Origin of the sequence: Pseudomonas sp. IT-P44, assembly GCF_949768225.1 — a bacterium.
Classification (GTDB): domain Bacteria; phylum Pseudomonadota; class Gammaproteobacteria; order Pseudomonadales; family Pseudomonadaceae; genus Aquipseudomonas; species Aquipseudomonas migulae.
In genome coordinates this window covers 14,771-32,931 of the sequence record NZ_CATKQM010000025.1, presented here as the reverse complement: position 1 = coordinate 32,931, position 18,161 = coordinate 14,771, and the positions used below count along the sequence as shown (strand labels likewise).

Sequence of the window (18,161 nt, the reverse complement as noted above, 5' to 3'; positions counted from 1 at the left end):
TAGCCTTTTGCCAGCAACCGGCGAAAGCTTTGCGGGCCTGTCAGCATCAGTTCGCAACATTTGTCATGCAGAGTGCCCCGAAGGTGAAATTGCCGGCCTTCTGAAGCCTCAAGTCAGGTAGAATGCGCGCCCGGTTTTTGGAGAAGCTCATGACCCTGCTCAAATTCAGCGATGTGTCCCTTGCTTTCGGCGCTATGCCGTTGTTGGACAAGGTGTCCTGGCAGATCGCCCGTGGTGAGCGGGTGTGCATCATCGGCCGCAACGGCACTGGCAAGTCCAGCATGATGAAGCTCGTCAAGGGCGACCAGAAGCCTGACGACGGCTCCGTGTGGCGCGCACCCGGCCTCAAGATTGGCGAATTGCCGCAAGAATTGCCGGTAGCCGACGAGCGGACCGTGTTCGACGTAGTGGCTGAAGGCCTGGACGGTGTCGGTGCGCTGCTTGCCGAGTATCACCACCTGAGCCAGAACATCGTCACCGACGCCGACCTGGACAAGCTGATGCACGTCCAGCACGACCTTGAAGCCCGCGACGGCTGGCGTTTGCAAACCCTGGTCGACAGCACCCTCAGCCGCCTGCAACTGCCGGCCGACAAGACCCTCGCCGAATTGTCCGGTGGCTGGCGTCGTCGCGTCCTGCTGGCGCAAGCGCTGGTGTCCGAGCCCGATCTGCTGCTGCTCGACGAACCAACCAACCACCTGGACATCGGTGCGATTGCCTGGCTCGAAGAAGCGCTGAAGGATTTCCAGGGCGCCGTGCTGTTCATCACGCACGACCGTTCCTTCCTGCAAAACCTCGCGACCCGCATTCTTGAACTGGATCGCGGCGGCCTGATCGACTGGAATGGCGACTACGCCAGTTTCCTGGTGCACAAAGAAGCCGAACTGGCAGCAGAGGCCACCGCCAACGCGCTGTTCGACAAGAAACTGGCCCAGGAAGAAGTCTGGATCCGCCAGGGCATCAAGGCCCGTCGCACCCGTAATGAAGGCCGCGTCCGCGCCCTGAAAGCATTGCGCGTTGAACGTAGCGAGCGTCGTGAGCGCACCGGCAAGGCCAACATTCAGCTGGATACCGCTGACAAGTCCGGCAAGCAGGTGATGGTCCTCGAGAACGTGAGTTTCGCTCACCCGGGCGGTCCGTTCCTGATCAAGGATTTCTCGATGGTCCTGACGCGCGGCGACCGTATCGGCCTGCTCGGCGCCAACGGTACCGGCAAGACCACGCTGCTGAAGCTGATGCTCAGCGGTCTGCAACCGACCAGCGGCAAAGTGGAAGAGGGCACGCGCATCGACGTGGCGTACTTCGACCAGTTGCGCCACCAACTGGACCTGGAAAAGACCGTGATCGACAACGTGGCCGAAGGTCGCGACTTCATCGACATCGATGGTCAGAGCCGTCACGTGCTGAGTTACCTCGGCGACTTCCTGTTCAGCCCGCAGCGTGCCCGCACGCCGGTCAAGGCGCTGTCAGGTGGTGAACGTGCGCGTCTGTTGCTGGCGAAACTGTTCAGCAAGCCGGCCAACCTGCTGGTCCTCGACGAACCGACCAACGACCTCGACGTGGAAACACTCGAACTGCTGGAAGAGGTCCTGCTGACATTCAACGGCACCGTGCTGATGGTCAGCCACGACCGGGCATTCCTCGACAACGTTGTCACCAGCACGCTGGTCTTCGAAGGTGAAGGCAAGGTTCGCGAATACGTCGGTGGTTATCAGGACTGGCTGCGTCAGGGCGGTTCGCCGCGCCTGCTGGGCGTGACCGAGAGCAAGTCCGGCAAGGCTGACCTGACGTCGGCGGTCGTGACGGCTGAGCCTGCACCGGTTGCGGCAGCGGTCGAGGCGCCGGCGGCGAAGAAGAAACTCAGCTACAAGTTGCAGCGCGAGCTGGAAATGTTGCCGAGCCAGATCGAAGCCATGGAGCAGCAGATCGCCGTCGTTGAGGCCCAGATGGCCGATGCTGGCTTCTATCAGCGTCCTGCTGCCGAGACGGCCGCGGTGATCGCTCAGTTGGAGCAGTTGCAGGCAGAGCTCGACGTGATGGTCGAGCGTTGGGCCGAGCTGGATGCCTGATTGATCCTGCAATAAAAAAGCCCGGCGCTCAGTGATGAACGCCGGGCTTTTCGTATGCGATCCCTTGTAGGAGCCGGCTTGCTGGCGATCGCGGTTTGTCAGCTGGCATTGATGTCGACTGATGCGCCGTGATCGCCAGCAAGCCGGCTCCTACAAGGATCGGTTATCAGCTTTTGTTTTGCAGGCGCACGGCAAGTACGTCGCAAGGTGCGCCGTGCAGTACGTCATTGGCGGTGGAGCCCAGCAGCAATGCCAGGCCATGCCGGCCATGGCTGCCCACCACGATCAGGTCGCAGGTCTGCTCTTTGGCCAGGTGATGAATCTCCTGGCGTGGCTGGCCGTAGGTCAGGTGGCTGTACTCTTTGGAGAGTTCCGGGTACTTCACGATCAACCGGTCAAGACGTTCCTTGGCCTGATCGAACTGTTGCTGCTGCAACTGGGAAAGGTCCATCGGCACGTCGCCGCCAAAGGCCATGGCCATCGGTTCGACAATGTGCACCAGGGACAGTTTCGCGCCGTTGCTCACCGACAGTTCGCGAGCTCGGTGGATGACAGGGTCGCACTCTTCGGTCAGGTCTACAGCGACCAGAATGTGGTTGTAGGGCATGAGGTGCTCCTCCTGAGGATTGCAATATTGGTAAGTATGGCTGGTTTCAAGCGCAGTGTTTTCAAAGTGACTCAAAGCGCTCATCAAGAATCGGGAGTACAGATATGACGGTCTGGATAGTGGTGTCAATCCTGTTGGTGGTTCTCAGTCCGCTGGCGTGGTTGCGGCCGTCCCGTGGGCAGAGCGGCCGCATGGCCCTGCGCATGGAGGCGCGGCGTATCGGGCTGGCCATGCAGCTGGCGCCTCAGGAGTGGCCGCACTGGCTGAGCCAGGAACCGCCGAGCCCTTGCGCGCAGTACCATCGACCGCGTCGCGGCAATCAGCCTGCGTGCTGGAGTTACTGGCAAAAGTCGCCGGGCGTATGGGTGAATCAATGGCAGGAGGTCTGCGAGGATCCGGCGTTGTTGATTCATTTCGAAAAGTTGCCGGCCAACGTCTACAAGGTCGAAGCGGACAAGCAGATGATCACGTTGTACTGGGGCGAGAAGGGCGAAGCGACAGTTTTGCAACAAATCGATGCAACCCTCAAAGCCCTCGCCTGACTCTCGATCCCCTGTAGGAGCGAGCGGTGCGGCGATCCGACTTGCCCGCGAAGGCGTCCAACCTGACACACCGCTTTCGCGGGCAAGCCTCGCTCCTACGATTGTCCAGGCAATAAAAAGCCCGACATTCAACATCGGGCTGGAGTTGGCCAGGCAGGCCGGTAATTCGCTGTGCGCTGATCTTACGCCGGGCATTCGCCGACGCGTTCATATTTTTTCCTCAACCTCCCGCCCAGCGTAGCCCGTTAAACAAAGGCTGCCGTGAATTAGGGCGACTTTTCTAACTATTGATTCTATGAATGGCCTCACATGCAGCCGGGTGTTGCAGGTCTTCGTGTTACGGAAATGACCGGAAAGTCGCGTTTCAACCCGTGTTTTGGGCGATTGACAATTGTCGGAAATTCCGTGAAGGTGACGTACCCAAATCAAACGGGCGTATGAATTGAGCGTTTGTATTTCAGATCGCTCCTACAGAATCCCGACTATCGCGTTGGCGGGTGTGCCGGGTGGATTGGCGTAGCATCGACGATAAACGTCACTGCCAAGCCATTCGCCTGCTTCCGACGTGTACTGTTCAGCTTCCATATCGTGGAGATCAGTTGATGATTTACGAAGGTAAAGCCATCACGGTTAAGGCTCTTGAAAGTGGCATCGTCGAATTGAAATTCGACCTCAAGGGTGAGTCCGTCAACAAGTTCAACCGTCTAACCCTGAACGAGCTGCGTCAGGCCGTAGACACCATCAAGGCAGATGCTTCGATCAAGGGTGTGATCGTCAGCAGCGGCAAGGACGTGTTCATCGTCGGCGCCGACATCACCGAATTTGTCGAGAACTTCAAGCTGCCGGATGCAGAGCTTGTCGCTGGCAACCTCGAAGCCAACAAGATTTTCAGCGATTTCGAAGACCTCAACGTCCCGACTGTCGCCGCGATCAACGGCATCGCCCTGGGTGGCGGTCTGGAAATGTGCCTGGCGGCGGACTACCGCGTCATGTCCGTCACGGCCAAGATCGGTCTGCCGGAAGTCAAACTGGGCATCTACCCAGGTTTTGGCGGCACTGTACGCCTGCCGCGCCTGATCGGTGCCGACAACGCCATCGAGTGGATTGCCGCCGGTAAGGAAAACCGTGCTGAAGACGCGCTGAAAGTCGGCGCAGTCGATGCAGTGGTTGCCCCTGAGAAGTTGCAAGAAGCCGCTCTGGAACTGATCAAGCGCGCCATCTCCGGCGAGTTCGACTACAAAGCCAAGCGTCAGCCGAAGCTGGAAAAGCTGAAACTGAACGCCATCGAACAAATGATGGCTTTCGAAACCGCCAAAGGTTTCGTGGCCGGTCAGGCTGGCCCGAACTACCCGGCACCGGTCGAAGCGATCAAGACCATCCAGAAAGCCGCGAACTTCGGTCGCGACAAAGCGCTGGAAGTCGAAGCCGCCGGTTTCGTCAAACTGGCCAAGACCTCTGCCGCGCAGAGCTTGATCGGTCTGTTCCTGAACGACCAGGAACTGAAGAAAAAGGCCAAGGCCTACGACGAAATCGCCAAAGACGTGAAGCAGGCTGCCGTATTGGGCGCCGGCATCATGGGTGGCGGTATCGCTTATCAGTCGGCCTCCAAAGGCACGCCGATCCTGATGAAAGACATCAACGAGCACGGCATCGAGCAAGGCCTGGCTGAAGCCGCCAAGCTGCTGGTCGGTCGCGTTGATAAAGGTCGCATGACCGCGGCGAAAATGGCCGAAGTGCTCAACGGCATTCGTCCGACCCTGTCCTACGGCGACTTCGGTCACGTGGATCTGGTGGTTGAAGCGGTCGTCGAGAACCCTAAGGTCAAGCAGGCTGTGCTGGCTGAAGTGGAAGACAAGGTCAAAGAGGACACCATCCTCGCGTCCAACACCTCGACCATTTCCATCACCTTGCTGGCCAAAGCCCTCAAGCGTCCGGAAAACTTCGTCGGCATGCACTTCTTCAACCCGGTGCACATGATGCCGCTGGTTGAAGTGATTCGTGGCGAGAAGTCCAGCGAGCTGGCCGTTGCCACTACCGTTGCCTACGCCAAGAAAATGGGCAAGAACCCGATCGTCGTCAACGACTGCCCGGGCTTCCTGGTCAACCGCGTCCTGTTCCCGTACTTCGGCGGCTTCGCCAAACTGGTCAGCGCCGGTGTGGACTTCGTCCGTATCGACAAGGTCATGGAAAAATTCGGCTGGCCGATGGGCCCGGCGTACCTGATGGACGTGGTCGGCATCGACACCGGCCACCACGGTCGCGACGTAATGGCTGAAGGCTTCCCGGACCGCATGAAAGACGACCGCCGTTCGGCTGTCGACGTGCTCTACGAAGCCAAGCGCCTGGGCCAGAAGAATGGCAAGGGCTTCTACGCCTACGAGACCGACAAGAAGGGCAAGCAGAAGAAAGTCGCCGACCCGTCGGTACTGGAAGTGCTCAAGCCAATCGTCTTTGAACAGCGCGAAGTGACTGACGAAGACATCATCAACTGGATGATGATCCCGCTGTGCCTGGAAACCGTGCGTTGCCTGGAAGACGGCATCGTCGAAACCGCTGCCGAAGCCGACATGGGTCTGGTCTACGGTATTGGTTTCCCTCCATTCCGTGGCGGTGCGCTGCGCTACATCGATTCGATCGGTGTTGCCGAGTTCGTTGCCCTGGCTGACCAGTACGCTGATTTGGGCGCGCTGTACCACCCGACCGCAAAACTGCGTGAAATGGCCAAAACCGGCCAACGGTTCTTCGGTTAAGCGTCCCAACTTTTGAGCGAGAGTGAAATTTTATGAGCTTGAATCCAAGAGACGTCGTGATTGTCGACTTCGGTCGTACTCCGATGGGCCGCTCCAAGGGCGGCATGCACCGCAACACCCGTGCTGAAGATATGTCGGCACACCTGATCAGCAAATTGCTGGAACGCAACGTCAAGGTCGACCCGAACGAAGTCGAAGACGTGATCTGGGGCTGTGTGAACCAGACCCTGGAGCAGGGCTGGAACATCGCTCGCATGGCGTCGCTGATGACTCAGATCCCGCACACCGCTGCCGGCCAGACCGTCAGCCGCCTGTGCGGCTCGTCGATGAGCGCTCTGCACACTGCTGCGCAAGCGATCATGACCGGCAACGGTGACGTATTCGTCGTCGGCGGCGTCGAGCATATGGGCCACGTGAGCATGATGCACGGTGTCGATCCGAACCCGCACATGTCGCTGTACGCGGCGAAAGCCTCGGGCATGATGGGCCTGACCGCTGAAATGCTGGGCAAAATGCACGGCATCACTCGCGAACAGCAGGACGCTTTCGGCGTGCGCTCCCACCAGCTCGCCCACAAGGCGACTGTGGAAGGCAAGTTCAAAGACGAAATCATCCCGATGCAGGGCTACGACGAGAACGGTTTCCTGAAACTGTTCGACTACGACGAAACCATTCGTCCGGAAACTACCCTGGAAAGCCTGGCTGCGTTGAAGCCAGCGTTTAACCCGAAGGGTGGCACCGTGACAGCCGGTACTTCGTCGCAAATCACCGATGGTGCTTCGTGCATGATCGTGATGTCGGCGCAGCGTGCACAGGATCTGGGTATCCAGCCTCTGGCGGTGATTCGTTCGATGGCAGTGGCAGGTGTGGATCCGGCAATCATGGGCTATGGTCCAGTACCGGCAACACAGAAAGCACTGAAGCGCGCGGGCCTTGGCATCAACGATATCGACTTCTTCGAGCTCAACGAAGCTTTCGCCGCACAGGCCCTGCCAGTGCTGAAAGATCTGAAAGTGCTCGACAAGATGAACGAGAAGGTTAACCTGCACGGCGGCGCGATCGCCCTGGGTCACCCGTTCGGTTGCTCCGGTGCGCGTATCTCCGGCACTTTGCTGAACGTGATGAAGCAAAATGGCGGCACCTTCGGGGTAGCCACCATGTGCATTGGTCTCGGCCAAGGCATCTCCACCGTCTTCGAACGCGTTTAAGCGTTCCGTTGACGGAAGCCGGGGCCAAGTGCCCCGGTTTTTGTTTTTCCGGATTTATTTTGTTTTTATTTTGAAAAAATTTGAGTGAGGGCCAAACCATGCCGATACAACCTGGGCTCTACCAACATTACAAAGGTCCGCAGTACCGCGTATTCAGTATTGCGCGGCATTCGGAAACGGAAGAAGAAGTGGTCTTCTACCAAGCCCTGTATGGCGATTACGGCTTTTGGGTGCGCCCCTTGAGCATGTTCCTGGAGTCGGTCGAGGTTGACGGTGAACAGGTGCCACGCTTTGCTTTGGTGCAAGCCGAACCGAGCCTTTTTACCAAGCCATAAGCTGAGAGCGCGCAGAACCCTGCGCTTGACCTCACCTTGTAGCCACTATATATAGCGGTGCCGCGTCAGGCGCCAACCGCCTTTCACTTCTAGAATTCAGGAATTTTCTGATCCATGGGCAAATCGCTGGTCATTGTGGAATCCCCGGCTAAGGCCAAGACCATCAACAAGTATCTGGGTAACCAATACGTGGTGAAGTCGAGTATCGGCCATATCCGAGACCTGCCCACCAGCGGTTCGGCTAGCGCCAGCAAAGAGCCAGCCGCCAAGCGTGGCAAGGCCGCTGCGGGTGAAGGTCCGGTGCTCTCGCCTAAAGAGAAAGCGCGCAAGCAGCTGGTCTCGCGCATGGGTGTCGATCCCGATCATGGCTGGAAAGCCAAGTACGAGATCCTCCCGGGCAAGGAAAAGGTTATCGAAGAGCTGCGCCGGCTCGCCAAGGATGCTGACACCATCTATCTCGCAACCGACTTGGATCGCGAGGGGGAAGCCATTGCCTGGCACCTGCGCGAAGCCATCGGTGGTGATGACAGCCGCTACAAGCGCGTGGTGTTCAACGAAATCACCAAGAAAGCGATTCAGGAAGCCTTCTCCAAACCAGGCGAGCTGGACATCGATCGTGTCAACGCCCAGCAGGCGCGTCGTTTCCTCGACCGCGTGGTGGGTTACATGGTTTCGCCGCTACTGTGGGCCAAGATCGCCCGTGGCCTGTCCGCCGGTCGCGTGCAATCGGTTGCCGTGAAGCTGGTGGTGGAGCGTGAGCGTGAAATCCGCGCGTTCATCCCGGAAGAGTACTGGGAAGTCCACGCTGACCTTGGCACCGCCAAGGGCGCTACCGTGCGTTTCGACGTCGCTCGCGAGAAGGGCGAAGCGTTCAAGCCGCTGAACGAAGCCCAGGCCATGGCTGCGCTGGAGAAGCTCAAGGCTTCCAGCTACAGCATCGTCAAGCGCGAAGACAAACCGACCAGCAGCAAGCCGTCGGCACCGTTCATCACGTCCACCCTGCAGCAGGCTGCGAGCAACCGCCTGGGCTTCGGCGTGAAGAAAACCATGATGATGGCCCAGCGCTTGTACGAAGCCGGCTACATCACTTATATGCGTACCGACTCCACCAACCTCTCGGCCGATGCCGTGACGATGGCGCGTACGTATATTGAAGGCGAATTCGGCAAGAAGTACCTGCCGGAAACCCCGAACGTCTACAGCAGCAAGGAAGGCGCACAAGAGGCTCACGAAGCGATTCGTCCGTCTGACGCCAACACCGAGCCAAGCAAGCTGTCGGGCATGGAGCGTGATGCAGAGCGGCTTTACGAGCTGATCTGGCGCCAGTTCCTCGCCTGCCAGATGCTGCCGGCGCAATACCTGTCGACCACGGTCACTGTCGGTGCCGGCGATTTCGAGCTGCGCGCCAAGGGCCGTATCCTGAAGTTCGACGGTTACACCCGCGTCATGCCGCAAATTGCCAAGCCTGGCGATGACGACGTACTGCCGGACATGGCCCAGGGCGACGCGATGAAGCTGATCAAGCTTGATCCGACCCAGCACTTCACCAAGCCGCCGGCGCGTTACTCGGAAGCGAGCCTGGTGAAAGAAATGGAAAAACGCGGTATCGGTCGTCCTTCGACCTACGCGGCGATCATTTCGACCATCCAGGACCGCGGCTATGTAGCGCTGCACAACCGTCGTTTCTACTCGGAAAAGATGGGTGACATCGTCACCGAGCGCCTGTCCGAGAGCTTCTCCAATCTCATGGACTACGGCTTCACCGCCGGTATGGAAGAGAATCTCGATGATGTGGCCCAGGGCGAGCGAGACTGGAAAAACGTGCTGGACGAGTTCTACGGCGACTTCAAGAAGAAGCTCGAAGTGGCCGAAAGCCCGGAAAGCGGCATGCGTGCCAACCAGCCGGTGATGACCGACATTCCGTGCCTGACCTGTGGCCGTCCGATGCAGATCCGTACCGCATCGACCGGCGTGTTCCTCGGTTGCTCGGGTTACAGCCTGCCGCCGAAAGAGCGCTGCAAGGCCACCGTCAACCTGGTGCCGGGTGATGAAATCGCCGCGGACGACGAGGGTGAATCGGAATCGCTGGTGCTGCGTGGCAAGCATCGTTGCCCGATCTGCAGCACGGCGATGGACGCTTACCTGCTCGACGAGAAGCGCAAGCTGCACATCTGCGGCAACAACCCGGATTGCGACGGCTACGAAATCGAAGAGGGCACTTACCGCATCAAGGGCTACGAAGGTCCGAGCCTGGAATGCGACAAGTGTGGCAGCGAGATGCAGCTCAAGACTGGCCGTTTCGGCAAGTTCTTCGGTTGCACCAACGCAACGTGCAAGAACACCCGCAAACTGCTGAAAAGCGGTGATGCGGCGCCGCCGAAAATGGATCCGGTGAAGATGCCTGAGCTGAAATGCGAAAAGGTCAACGACACCTACATCCTGCGTGACGGGGCTTCCGGCCTGTTCCTGGCCGCCAGCCAGTTCCCGAAAAACCGCGAGACCCGTGCGCCGCTGGTCATGGAGATCATCCCGCACAAGGATGAGATCGATCCGAAGTACCACTTCCTCTGTGAAGCGCCGAAAAAGGACCCGGACGGTCTCCCTGCCGTGATCCGTTACAGCCGCAAGACCAAAGAGCAGTACGTGCAGACGGAAGTCGACGGTAAGCCGACTGGCTGGAAAGCGTATTACGACGGCGGCAAATGGACGGTTGAAGACAAGCGCCCAGCAGCCAAAGCTTAAACAGCGCTGTAATTAAAAGGCCGCATGACAACCCTCGGGTTTTCATGCGGCCTTTTTGTTTGGGGCTTGCGGTGTGCTTGGGTGATCCACGACACTGTCTGACCTGCGTGAAGCAATTATTTCGTTGTGGAGGCTGCCGTCATGGCCCACGAACTCTATACCCGTACCAATCAGAAGATTTATTTCGCCGGCCTGTCGCTGGAAGCGCTTGCCAGGGCTGAAGAGGGGCGGGCGATGAACTCCCTGGCGCTGATTCAGGCCGGGCGCGAATCGGCGTTGTTTCACTTGTACGGTGCGTTGCTGGGGCTGTGCCATGAAATTGCCGGTTTCTATCGCTTGCCTCAGGCCAATGCGCCTCGGGCGGAGATGTTGCTGACTCGGGAAGTACTGGAAGCCATTGCCATTCCCGAAATGGCCGAGATGGTCGAGTTGGCGCAAAACCCGGAAACCTGGCTGGCCAAGCTGCTGTCGGCTCATGCTGCGTTGTTCCAGCCGCCGCGTGCACCGCACAAACCCAAGGGCGACGTAACGCAGCCGCTGATCCTGGCCGTTAATCTGGATGAAGAAGATTCGCCGGAAGAGCTGAGTCGGGAGGAGTTGGAGAGCTGGCGTCAGAACCTGAAAGGCCTGGCGATTCGTTTTCGCGAAGGGTTGAACGAGTGCTGAAGGATTGAGTGTTTAACGGAGGGTCCGACGGGCTGTCCGTTTCAGGGATGAGTGCTGTGAGAAATGTCTCTTCGTAATGGCATCTGGTCAAGATCCTGAGCGAAGCCTGTCCGATGCCTATATAATCGCCGCCTTTCGTGGAGAACAGACCTTTATGCCAACGTCCTTTCTAGAAATTGTCGAGTTACCAGACGGCCGAATCGAGCTGCGCAGGGCTGAGGACGAGGGTTCTCTGGTTACTTTGGATTTCTCTGAGGATGCCAAAGCGTTCCTGCAGGGCCAACACGTGGAAGTCGCCAAGGCGATGTTGAGCGTCGGCGTTCAGATGGCTGGCCGCTTGGTTGAAGGTGATTTCAATACGGATGAGAGCTCACGGGTCCTTCATTGATCCCGTTCGTCGCTTTTTCCTGATACCGCTACAGACCGGCTTCTCTATCCTTGGAGAAGCCCCGCGCAGTTCAATGCGTGCTTCGTTTAACCCAGTCGAATGTTCAGGCTTTGTGCGTCCCCGGTCCGGGCGGCGCTGATCAACTGTTGCCGTGAAGTGGTGCTCAGTGGATTGAGCCAGCTGACGACCGTGTGGCTGCGACCCAGGCGCAACGCTTCGCAGGTCAGCTGTTGTGCACTCTGGGTGCCACGCGGTTGCAGCAACAGAATGCGTTCACGATTCAGGCCGGCGTCTCGAAGCCAGGTTTGTGTCAGGCTGGCCGGCGGGGCGATCAATGTCAGCCAGCGCGCGTCCTGATCCTCGCTCAGTTCCCTGAGGATCGGTGCCAGAAGGCTCAGGCAGTTCCCGGCCGCACCACGCAATGACAGCTCACTGAAAACTTCAGGTTCGGCGCTCCAGGGCGACTCGACCACATCCTTCAGAATCGGTGCCATCGGCTGCACCATGAACGCCTCGAACAACGGCAGTTGGGCTTGCTGTGATGTGTGTGGGAACTGCATAAAGCCTCCTTTAGCGGCGAATGACGCCGACACTCAAGCCTTCGATCACCAGTTCCTGATCTTTCAGGTTCACTTCGATAGGGGCGAATTCAGGGTTTTCTGCAATCAACCAGACTTTGCTGCCATCACGCTTGAAGCGTTTGACCGTTACTTCGTCGCCGATCCGCGCCACCACGATCTGGCCGTTGCGGGCCTCACGGGTGGTATGGACAGCCAGCAGGTCGCCGTCGAAAATGCCCACGTCCTTCATGCTCATGCCATGAACGCGCAGTAAATAGTCAGCGCGAGGATGGAAAAAGGCAGGGTTGATGTTGCAGGATTCTTCGATGTGCTGCTGGGCAAGGATCGGTGCACCGGCAGCCACTCGGCCAATGATGGGCAGGGTGGATTCGTCGGCCTTGGCTTCGAAACCAGGGATGCGGATGCCGCGGGATGCGCCCGGCGTCATCTCGATCGCACCCTTGCGAGCCAGCGCCTTGAGGTGTTCTTCCGCTGCGTTGGGCGACTTGAAACCCAGTTCCTGAGCGATTTCCGCGCGGGTCGGCGGGTAGCCGTTGTCTTCCAGGCAGCGTTTGATGAAGGCCAGAATCTCGGCTTGGCGTGGCGTCAGCTTTAGCATATTGATCGCTCTGTCTTTTTATACAGTGACTGGGATTATATACAGTGAAAGCGACTTGGCAATGCCCCTTTTTTTACCGGCCGCCAGACGGTCGATCAGCCGGCTGATTAAAGCGTCGTCGTTGTATGGTTAAATAGCTGACCGGCCATTCCCAAAACGAACCGCCAGACTTGACAAGGCCTGGACTGAAACGTATGTTTCAAACAAGTGTTTGTCAGGCGGAGTAGCCATGGCCCAGTCGGAAACCGTTGAACGCATTCTTGATGCTGCCGAGCAGTTGTTCGCGGAAAAAGGTTTCGCAGAAACCTCGTTGCGTCTGATCACCAGCAAGGCCGGTGTCAATCTGGCGGCGGTGAACTATCACTTCGGGTCGAAGAAGGCGCTGATTCAAGCCGTCTTCTCGCGCTTTCTCGGGCCGTTCTGTTTAAGCCTTGATAAAGAGCTGGAGCGGCGTCAGGCCAAGCCCGAGAACAAGCCGACACTTGAAGAACTGCTCGAAATCCTCGTCGAGCAAGCCCTGGTGGTACAGCCACGCAGCGGCAACGATCTCTCGATTTTCATGCGTTTGCTGGGACTGGCGTTCAGTCAGAGCCAGGGTCACCTGCGTCGTTATCTGGAAGACATGTACGGCAAGGTATTCCGTCGCTACATGATGCTGGTCAACGAAGCCGCGCCACGCATTCCGCCGATCGAGCTGTTCTGGCGCGTGCACTTCATGTTGGGTGCTGCGGCGTTCAGCATGTCCGGTATCAAGGCCTTGCGCGCGATTGCCGAGACCGATTTCGGCGTCAATACCTCCATTGAGCAAGTGATGCGCCTGATGGTGCCGTTCCTGGCCGCCGGCATGCGCGCCGAAACCGGCGTGACCGACTCGGCCATGGCCACTGCGCAATTGCGTCCGCGCAGCAAATCGACACAGGTTGCCGCCAAGGTTTAACCGCGCACGGGTGGGCGCGGCAGCTGACATCCGCTAAGCTAGCCGCCCATGCCGACTCTCGTTCTGAACCCGCTCCCCATAGATATCGCCGACCTGCCGGGCAAAGTCCGCAGCGGCGAACGCGTGCGAGCCGGGTTTATCGTTATCAAGGAATCTCTATGACTGCTGGCCTGCAAGGCTCGTTGATGGTGGACGTCGCCGGTACCTGGCTGACGGCTGAAGATCGCCAATTGTTACGCCAACCGGAAGTGGGCGGCCTGATCATTTTTGCCCGCAACATCGAACACCCGCGTCAGGTGCGCGAACTGAGCGCCGCCATCCGCGCCGTTCGACCCGATCTGCTGCTGGCAGTGGATCAGGAGGGCGGGCGGGTGCAGCGCCTGCGTCAGGGCTTCGTGCGACTGCCGGCCATGCGCGCCATTGCCGACAACCTGAACGCCGAATACCTGGCCGAGCAGTGCGGCTGGATCATGGCGACCGAAGTGTTGGCCGTCGGCCTCGACCTGAGCTTTGCCCCGGTTCTGGACCTGGATTACCAGCGCAGCGCCGTGGTCGGTACCCGTTCGTTCGAAGGTGACCCGGAACGCGCCGCGCTGCTGGCAGGTGCATTTATCCGTGGCATGAACAGCGCCGGCATGGCCGCCACCGGTAAGCACTTCCCTGGCCACGGCTGGGCGGAGGCCGATTCCCACGTCGCGATCCCGAATGACGAGCGCAGCCTCGACGAGATCCGCGCCAACGACCTGGTGCCGTTTGCCAAATTGAGCAAGCAACTGGCCGCCGTCATGCCGGCCCATGTCATTTATCCACAAGTCGATTCCCAGCCGGCCGGCTTCTCCCGCCGCTGGTTGCAGGACATCCTGCGCGGCGAGTTGCAGTTCGACGGTGTGATCTTCAGCGATGACCTGTCGATGGCCGGCGCTCACGTGGTCGGTGATGCTGCCAGCCGTATCGAAGCCGCGCTGAGCGCTGGTTGCGACATGGGCCTGGTGTGCAACGACCGCGCCGCTGCGGAGCTCGCGCTGAGTGCCGCCCAGCGTCTGAAGGTCAAGCCGTCCGAGCGCATTGCGCGGATGCGCGGCCAGTCGTATGCCAGCACTGAATACCGTCAAGACCCGCGCTGGCTGACGGCCATTGGTGCGCTCAAAGACGCTCAACTGATTGAATAAGGACTTTACGTTATGACGGTTTACGCGATTATCGGTGGCACCGGCCTGACTCAACTGGAAGGCCTGAGCATCCGTCAGTCACTGGCGGTGGACACCCCTTACGGCACGCCTTCGGCCGAGGTGCAGATCGGTGAGTACGCCGGCAAGGAAGTGCTGTTCCTCGCGCGTCATGGTCACCCGCACCGTTTCCCGCCGCATCAGGTGAACTACCGCGCCAACCTCTGGGCGCTAAAGCAGGCTGGTGCCGAAGCGATTCTTGCGGTCAACGCTGTCGGCGGAATTCATGCTGCGATGGGCACCGGGCATTTCTGCGTGCCGCATCAACTGATCGATTACACCAGCGGTCGCGAACACACCTATTTTGCCGATGACCTGGAACAGGTCACCCACATCGACTTCAGCTATCCCTACAGCGAACCGCTGCGCGAGCAATTGATCGCGGCATTGGCGGCTGAAGGCGTTGGCTACAGCAGTCATGGCGTGTATGCCTGCACGCAGGGGCCACGCCTGGAAACGGTGGCGGAAATTGCGCGTCTGGAGCGCGACGGTTGCGACATCGTCGGCATGACCGGCATGCCGGAAGCGGCATTGGCGCGTGAGCTGGAGCTGGATTACGCGTGCCTGGCGTTGGTGGTGAACCCGGCGGCGGGCAAGTCGACAGCTGTGATTACCATGGCCGAGATCGAGCAGGCGTTGCATGACGGAATGGGTAAGGTGAAGTCGACATTGGCGCGGGTGTTGAAGGGCTGAGATAGCCTTTAGGCCGAGTCGCTCCCTTCGCGGGCAAGTCGGGTCGCCGCACCGCTCGCTCCTACAGGTATCGAGTTATCCCTTGTAGGAGCTGGCTTGCCAGCGATAGCGATTCAACTGCCACCGCTACTTATCGATCTTCTCCGGCAGCGGCGCAAACAACGCCTCAATATCATCACTCTGCAACTTCCAGTCCCCAGCCTTGCGCCCATCCAGCACGCCTGCCGCCAAGTCGGATTTTTCCTTCTGCAGGTGCTGAATTTTCTCTTCCACCGTGCCCCGGGCAATCATCTTGTAAACGAACACCGGTTTCTCCTGGCCGATGCGATACGCGCGGTCAGTCGCCTGGTTTTCCGTCGCCGGGTTCCACCACGGGTCGTAGTGAATCACCGTGTCCGCTTCCGTCAGGTTCAAGCCAACACCGCCTGCCTTCAAGCTGATCAGAAAGATCTGACGTTTGCCGCTCTGGAAGTCTTTCACCGGGGAGCGTCGGTCGCGAGTCTGCCCGGTCAGCAACGCATACTCCACGCCGCGCTTCTTCAGTTCGACCTCGATTAACGCCAGCATCGAAGTGAACTGCGAAAACAGCAGAATCCGTCGGCCTTCCTCGAACAACTCCTCAAGCATTTCCATCAGGCTGTCGAGCTTGCCCGAGGTGCTTCCGCGCGTCGGCAGGGCTGCGTCGTTGACCAGACGCAAGTCGCAGCAGACCTGACGCAGCTTCAGCAACGCCTCAAGGATGATGATCTGGCTGCGTGCCACGCCTTTGCGGGTGATTTCGTCGCGGACTTTCTTGTCCATCGCCAAGCGCATGGTTTCGTACACATCGCGCTGGGCTTCGTTGAGTTCGACCCAATGGATGATTTCAGTTTTCGGCGGCAACTCCGTCGCTACCTGCTCTTTTGTCCTGCGCAGCAGGAACGGTTTGATCCTGCCGTTGAGGTGTTGAAGTCGTACTTCGCTGGCGCGCTTTTCAATCGGCACGCGGTAATCGCGGTTGAAGCTTTTCACGTCGCCGAGCCAGCCGGGCAGCAGGAAGTGAAACAGCGACCACAGCTCACCCAGGTGGTTTTCCAGTGGCGTACCGCTCAGGCACAAACGCTGGCGTGCATTCAGCTCGCGTGCGGCGTGGGCGGCTTTGCTGTTGGGGTTCTTGATGTATTGCGCTTCGTCCAGCACCAATACGTGCAGTGGCTGTGCGGCCAGGCGTTCGACGTCCTTGGGCAGCAGCGCATAGGTGGTGAGGATCAGGTCGTAATCGGCCAGACTGTCAAAATGCTTTTTACGACTGGCGCCGTACAGTGCCAGCACTTTCAGTTGCGGCGTGAAGTGCGCCGCTTCGTCGAGCCAGTTGGGAATCAGGCTGGTGGGCATCACCACCATGCACGGACGATCGAGGCGCCCGGCGTTTTTCTCACTGAGAACATGCGCCAGGGTTTGTAGGGTTTTGCCCAGGCCCATGTCATCCGCGAGAATCCCGCCAACCTCCAGTTGCCGCAGCGACTGCATCCAGCTCAAGCCTTCCAGCTGATAGGGGCGCAAGGTCGCGTTCAAGCCTTCCGGTGCTGTCGCGGTGTAGTCCTTGATGTCCCGCAGACGCTGGGCAAAGCTGCGCATCTGTTCGCCACCTTCCCAGAGCAGCGGCAGGTCTTCCAGCGGATTCAGGCGCGTCGCGTCGGCCTTGCTCAGGCGCAGCGTGGTTTCGCCGGGCTCTTGCAGATAGAACTCGCCGAGGGTCGCCAGCACCGGTTTCAATCGGCCAAAGGGCAGGGCGACTTGCAACGGCCCATGCTCGGAGTTCGGGCGATGGGGGATGTTCACCAAAATCAATTCATCGTCGCGACGCCGTGCGAGGCGTTCCGGGTTGAGGATCTCGGTGTGGGAGCGCATCAGGTTCAACAGGATGGGCAGCAGACTCAACCGCTCACCATTGACGATGATCCCCAGTTCCAGATCAAACCAGTCGCGCTCCGGCGCCTGTTCGACGGTGGCGTACCAGTCGTCCACGGCGGTCAGGTCGAAACCGAAATCCTCGTCGATCTGCAACTCCCAGCCTTGGGTGCGCAGCTTCGGCAACTCATTGAGCGTGAAGGTCAGCCAGGCACTGTCATTGACCATTTCATAGAGTTCGCCGGCACTTTCCGGCAAGGCTTTACTTTGCCGGGTGGCGATCTTGAAGCCAAGGATTCGTAACTGTTCCCTGTAGGCCTGTTCGACTTCCGGGTGGCGTTTTATCCGTAATGTCTGCGCCTCCTGACGTATCAGGATGTCGGCGTTTTTCTGCCCGCAAACGTATTCATCCAGATAGCTGAAGGACAACGCCGCGCGATGCTGGATGTAACGCTGCATCTTGCCGTTGCGCGGCTCGAAGGCGCTGAACTCAATGCTCGCCAGCCACAGGCGCGGCACCGGTTGCACGTTGTCCGCCAGCACTTGTGGCGGTGCTTTCGGGCTGCGGTTTTCCAGTACGGCCTGGAGTTTTTCCAGCAATTCGGCGTCTTGAGCAGCGGCGGGGTAGGCGAGGGTTTCCTGCACCTTCAACAGCACGGCTGCGCAATGTTTGCAGTTGCTGCGGACCGGGCATGTACACGTGGCATCGACCATCAGCAGGGTGCTTTTGGCTGACTCGCGCAGGCGAATGGTCTGACGGTATACGTTACCGCCAGAACCTTCGCACGCGGCAGTAATGGTTGCGTCGCCGACTTCCACGATCCTGACGCGGTTCTCCAGCGCATAGCGGCGGCCGCGCTCCAGGCTTTGTTCCTTGAATCGACTGACCCATGAAGGTGCCAGGGGTTTGCTCAGGGTCGCGGGCATAG

The 18,161-nt window shown here is 59.2% G+C and carries 15 protein-coding genes; 11 read left to right on the top strand and 4 right to left on the bottom strand.

Features of this window, described 5'->3' with window-relative positions; genetic code table 11:
• Positions 1 to 149: 149 nt before the first annotated feature.
• Positions 150 to 2,069 (top strand): ATP-binding cassette domain-containing protein, encoded by a 1,920-nt coding sequence (locus ACM6IO_RS15380; RefSeq protein ID WP_414911789.1) that lies wholly within the window; start codon positions 150 to 152, stop codon positions 2,067 to 2,069.
• Positions 2,070 to 2,235: 166 nt separating this feature from the next.
• On the opposite strand, the gene ACM6IO_RS15375 is transcribed toward ACM6IO_RS15380, so the two are convergent.
• On the bottom strand, positions 2,236 to 2,676 hold the full coding sequence (locus tag ACM6IO_RS15375; RefSeq protein WP_008028495.1) for a universal stress protein: 441 nt from the start codon (positions 2,674 to 2,676) through the stop codon (positions 2,236 to 2,238).
• 104 nt (positions 2,677 to 2,780) lie between these two features.
• Here ACM6IO_RS15375 and ACM6IO_RS15370 point away from each other — a divergent pair, with 104 nt between their 5' ends.
• The 7 genes from ACM6IO_RS15370 (at position 2,781) to ACM6IO_RS15340 (ending at position 11,307) form a co-directional block, all read left to right on the top strand.
• Positions 2,781 to 3,218: a hypothetical protein gene (locus tag ACM6IO_RS15370; protein ID WP_008028493.1), complete on the top strand. Its 438-nt coding sequence runs from the start codon at positions 2,781 to 2,783 to the stop codon at positions 3,216 to 3,218.
• Positions 3,219 to 3,820: 602 nt separating this feature from the next.
• A complete protein-coding gene (gene fadB, locus ACM6IO_RS15365; RefSeq protein ID WP_207285084.1) occupies positions 3,821 to 5,968 on the top strand; it encodes a fatty acid oxidation complex subunit alpha FadB in 2,148 nt (715 codons plus the stop codon).
• A gap of 32 nt (positions 5,969 to 6,000) precedes the next feature.
• Positions 6,001 to 7,176: an acetyl-CoA C-acyltransferase FadA gene (gene fadA / locus ACM6IO_RS15360; protein ID WP_008028488.1), complete on the top strand. Its 1,176-nt coding sequence runs from the start codon at positions 6,001 to 6,003 to the stop codon at positions 7,174 to 7,176.
• Between the two features lie 98 nt (positions 7,177 to 7,274).
• Positions 7,275 to 7,511 (top strand): DUF1653 domain-containing protein, encoded by a 237-nt coding sequence (locus ACM6IO_RS15355; RefSeq protein ID WP_008028485.1) that lies wholly within the window; start codon positions 7,275 to 7,277, stop codon positions 7,509 to 7,511.
• Between the two features lie 114 nt (positions 7,512 to 7,625).
• On the top strand, positions 7,626 to 10,253 hold the full coding sequence (gene topA, locus ACM6IO_RS15350) for a type I DNA topoisomerase (RefSeq protein WP_008037710.1): 2,628 nt from the start codon (positions 7,626 to 7,628) through the stop codon (positions 10,251 to 10,253).
• A gap of 141 nt (positions 10,254 to 10,394) precedes the next feature.
• A complete protein-coding gene (locus ACM6IO_RS15345) occupies positions 10,395 to 10,919 on the top strand; it encodes a DUF6586 family protein (protein WP_414911788.1) in 525 nt (174 codons plus the stop codon).
• Between the two features lie 154 nt (positions 10,920 to 11,073).
• Entirely contained in the window at positions 11,074 to 11,307 is a 234-nt protein-coding gene (locus ACM6IO_RS15340; protein ID WP_008028479.1) for a hypothetical protein, read from the top strand.
• A gap of 86 nt (positions 11,308 to 11,393) precedes the next feature.
• Here the strand turns inward: ACM6IO_RS15340 and sulA are convergent, their stop codons facing one another.
• Both sulA and lexA read right to left on the bottom strand, forming a co-directional pair.
• Positions 11,394 to 11,867 carry an SOS-induced cell division inhibitor SulA gene (gene sulA / locus ACM6IO_RS15335; protein WP_008028477.1) on the bottom strand — a complete coding sequence of 158 codons (474 nt, stop codon included), beginning with the start codon at positions 11,865 to 11,867 and terminating at the stop codon, positions 11,394 to 11,396.
• A gap of 10 nt (positions 11,868 to 11,877) precedes the next feature.
• Positions 11,878 to 12,486, bottom strand: coding sequence for a transcriptional repressor LexA (gene lexA / locus ACM6IO_RS15330; RefSeq protein WP_007944149.1), 609 nt, complete (start codon positions 12,484 to 12,486; stop codon positions 11,878 to 11,880).
• 229 nt (positions 12,487 to 12,715) lie between these two features.
• Between lexA and ACM6IO_RS15325 the strand changes: the two genes are divergently transcribed.
• The 3 genes from ACM6IO_RS15325 (at position 12,716) to ACM6IO_RS15315 (ending at position 15,342) form a co-directional block, all read left to right on the top strand.
• Positions 12,716 to 13,423, top strand: coding sequence for a TetR/AcrR family transcriptional regulator (locus ACM6IO_RS15325; protein ID WP_008037709.1), 708 nt, complete (start codon positions 12,716 to 12,718; stop codon positions 13,421 to 13,423).
• A gap of 158 nt (positions 13,424 to 13,581) precedes the next feature.
• Entirely contained in the window at positions 13,582 to 14,592 is a 1,011-nt protein-coding gene (gene nagZ, locus ACM6IO_RS15320; protein WP_223413922.1) for a beta-N-acetylhexosaminidase, read from the top strand.
• Positions 14,593 to 14,604: 12 nt separating this feature from the next.
• Positions 14,605 to 15,342, top strand: a complete 738-nt coding sequence (locus ACM6IO_RS15315) for an S-methyl-5'-thioinosine phosphorylase (RefSeq protein ID WP_008028469.1) — start codon at positions 14,605 to 14,607, stop codon at positions 15,340 to 15,342.
• 126 nt (positions 15,343 to 15,468) lie between these two features.
• On the opposite strand, the gene ACM6IO_RS15310 is transcribed toward ACM6IO_RS15315, so the two are convergent.
• Positions 15,469 to 18,159, bottom strand: a complete 2,691-nt coding sequence (locus ACM6IO_RS15310) for an SNF2-related protein (RefSeq protein WP_414911787.1) — start codon at positions 18,157 to 18,159, stop codon at positions 15,469 to 15,471.
• Positions 18,160 to 18,161: the final 2 nt, after the last annotated feature.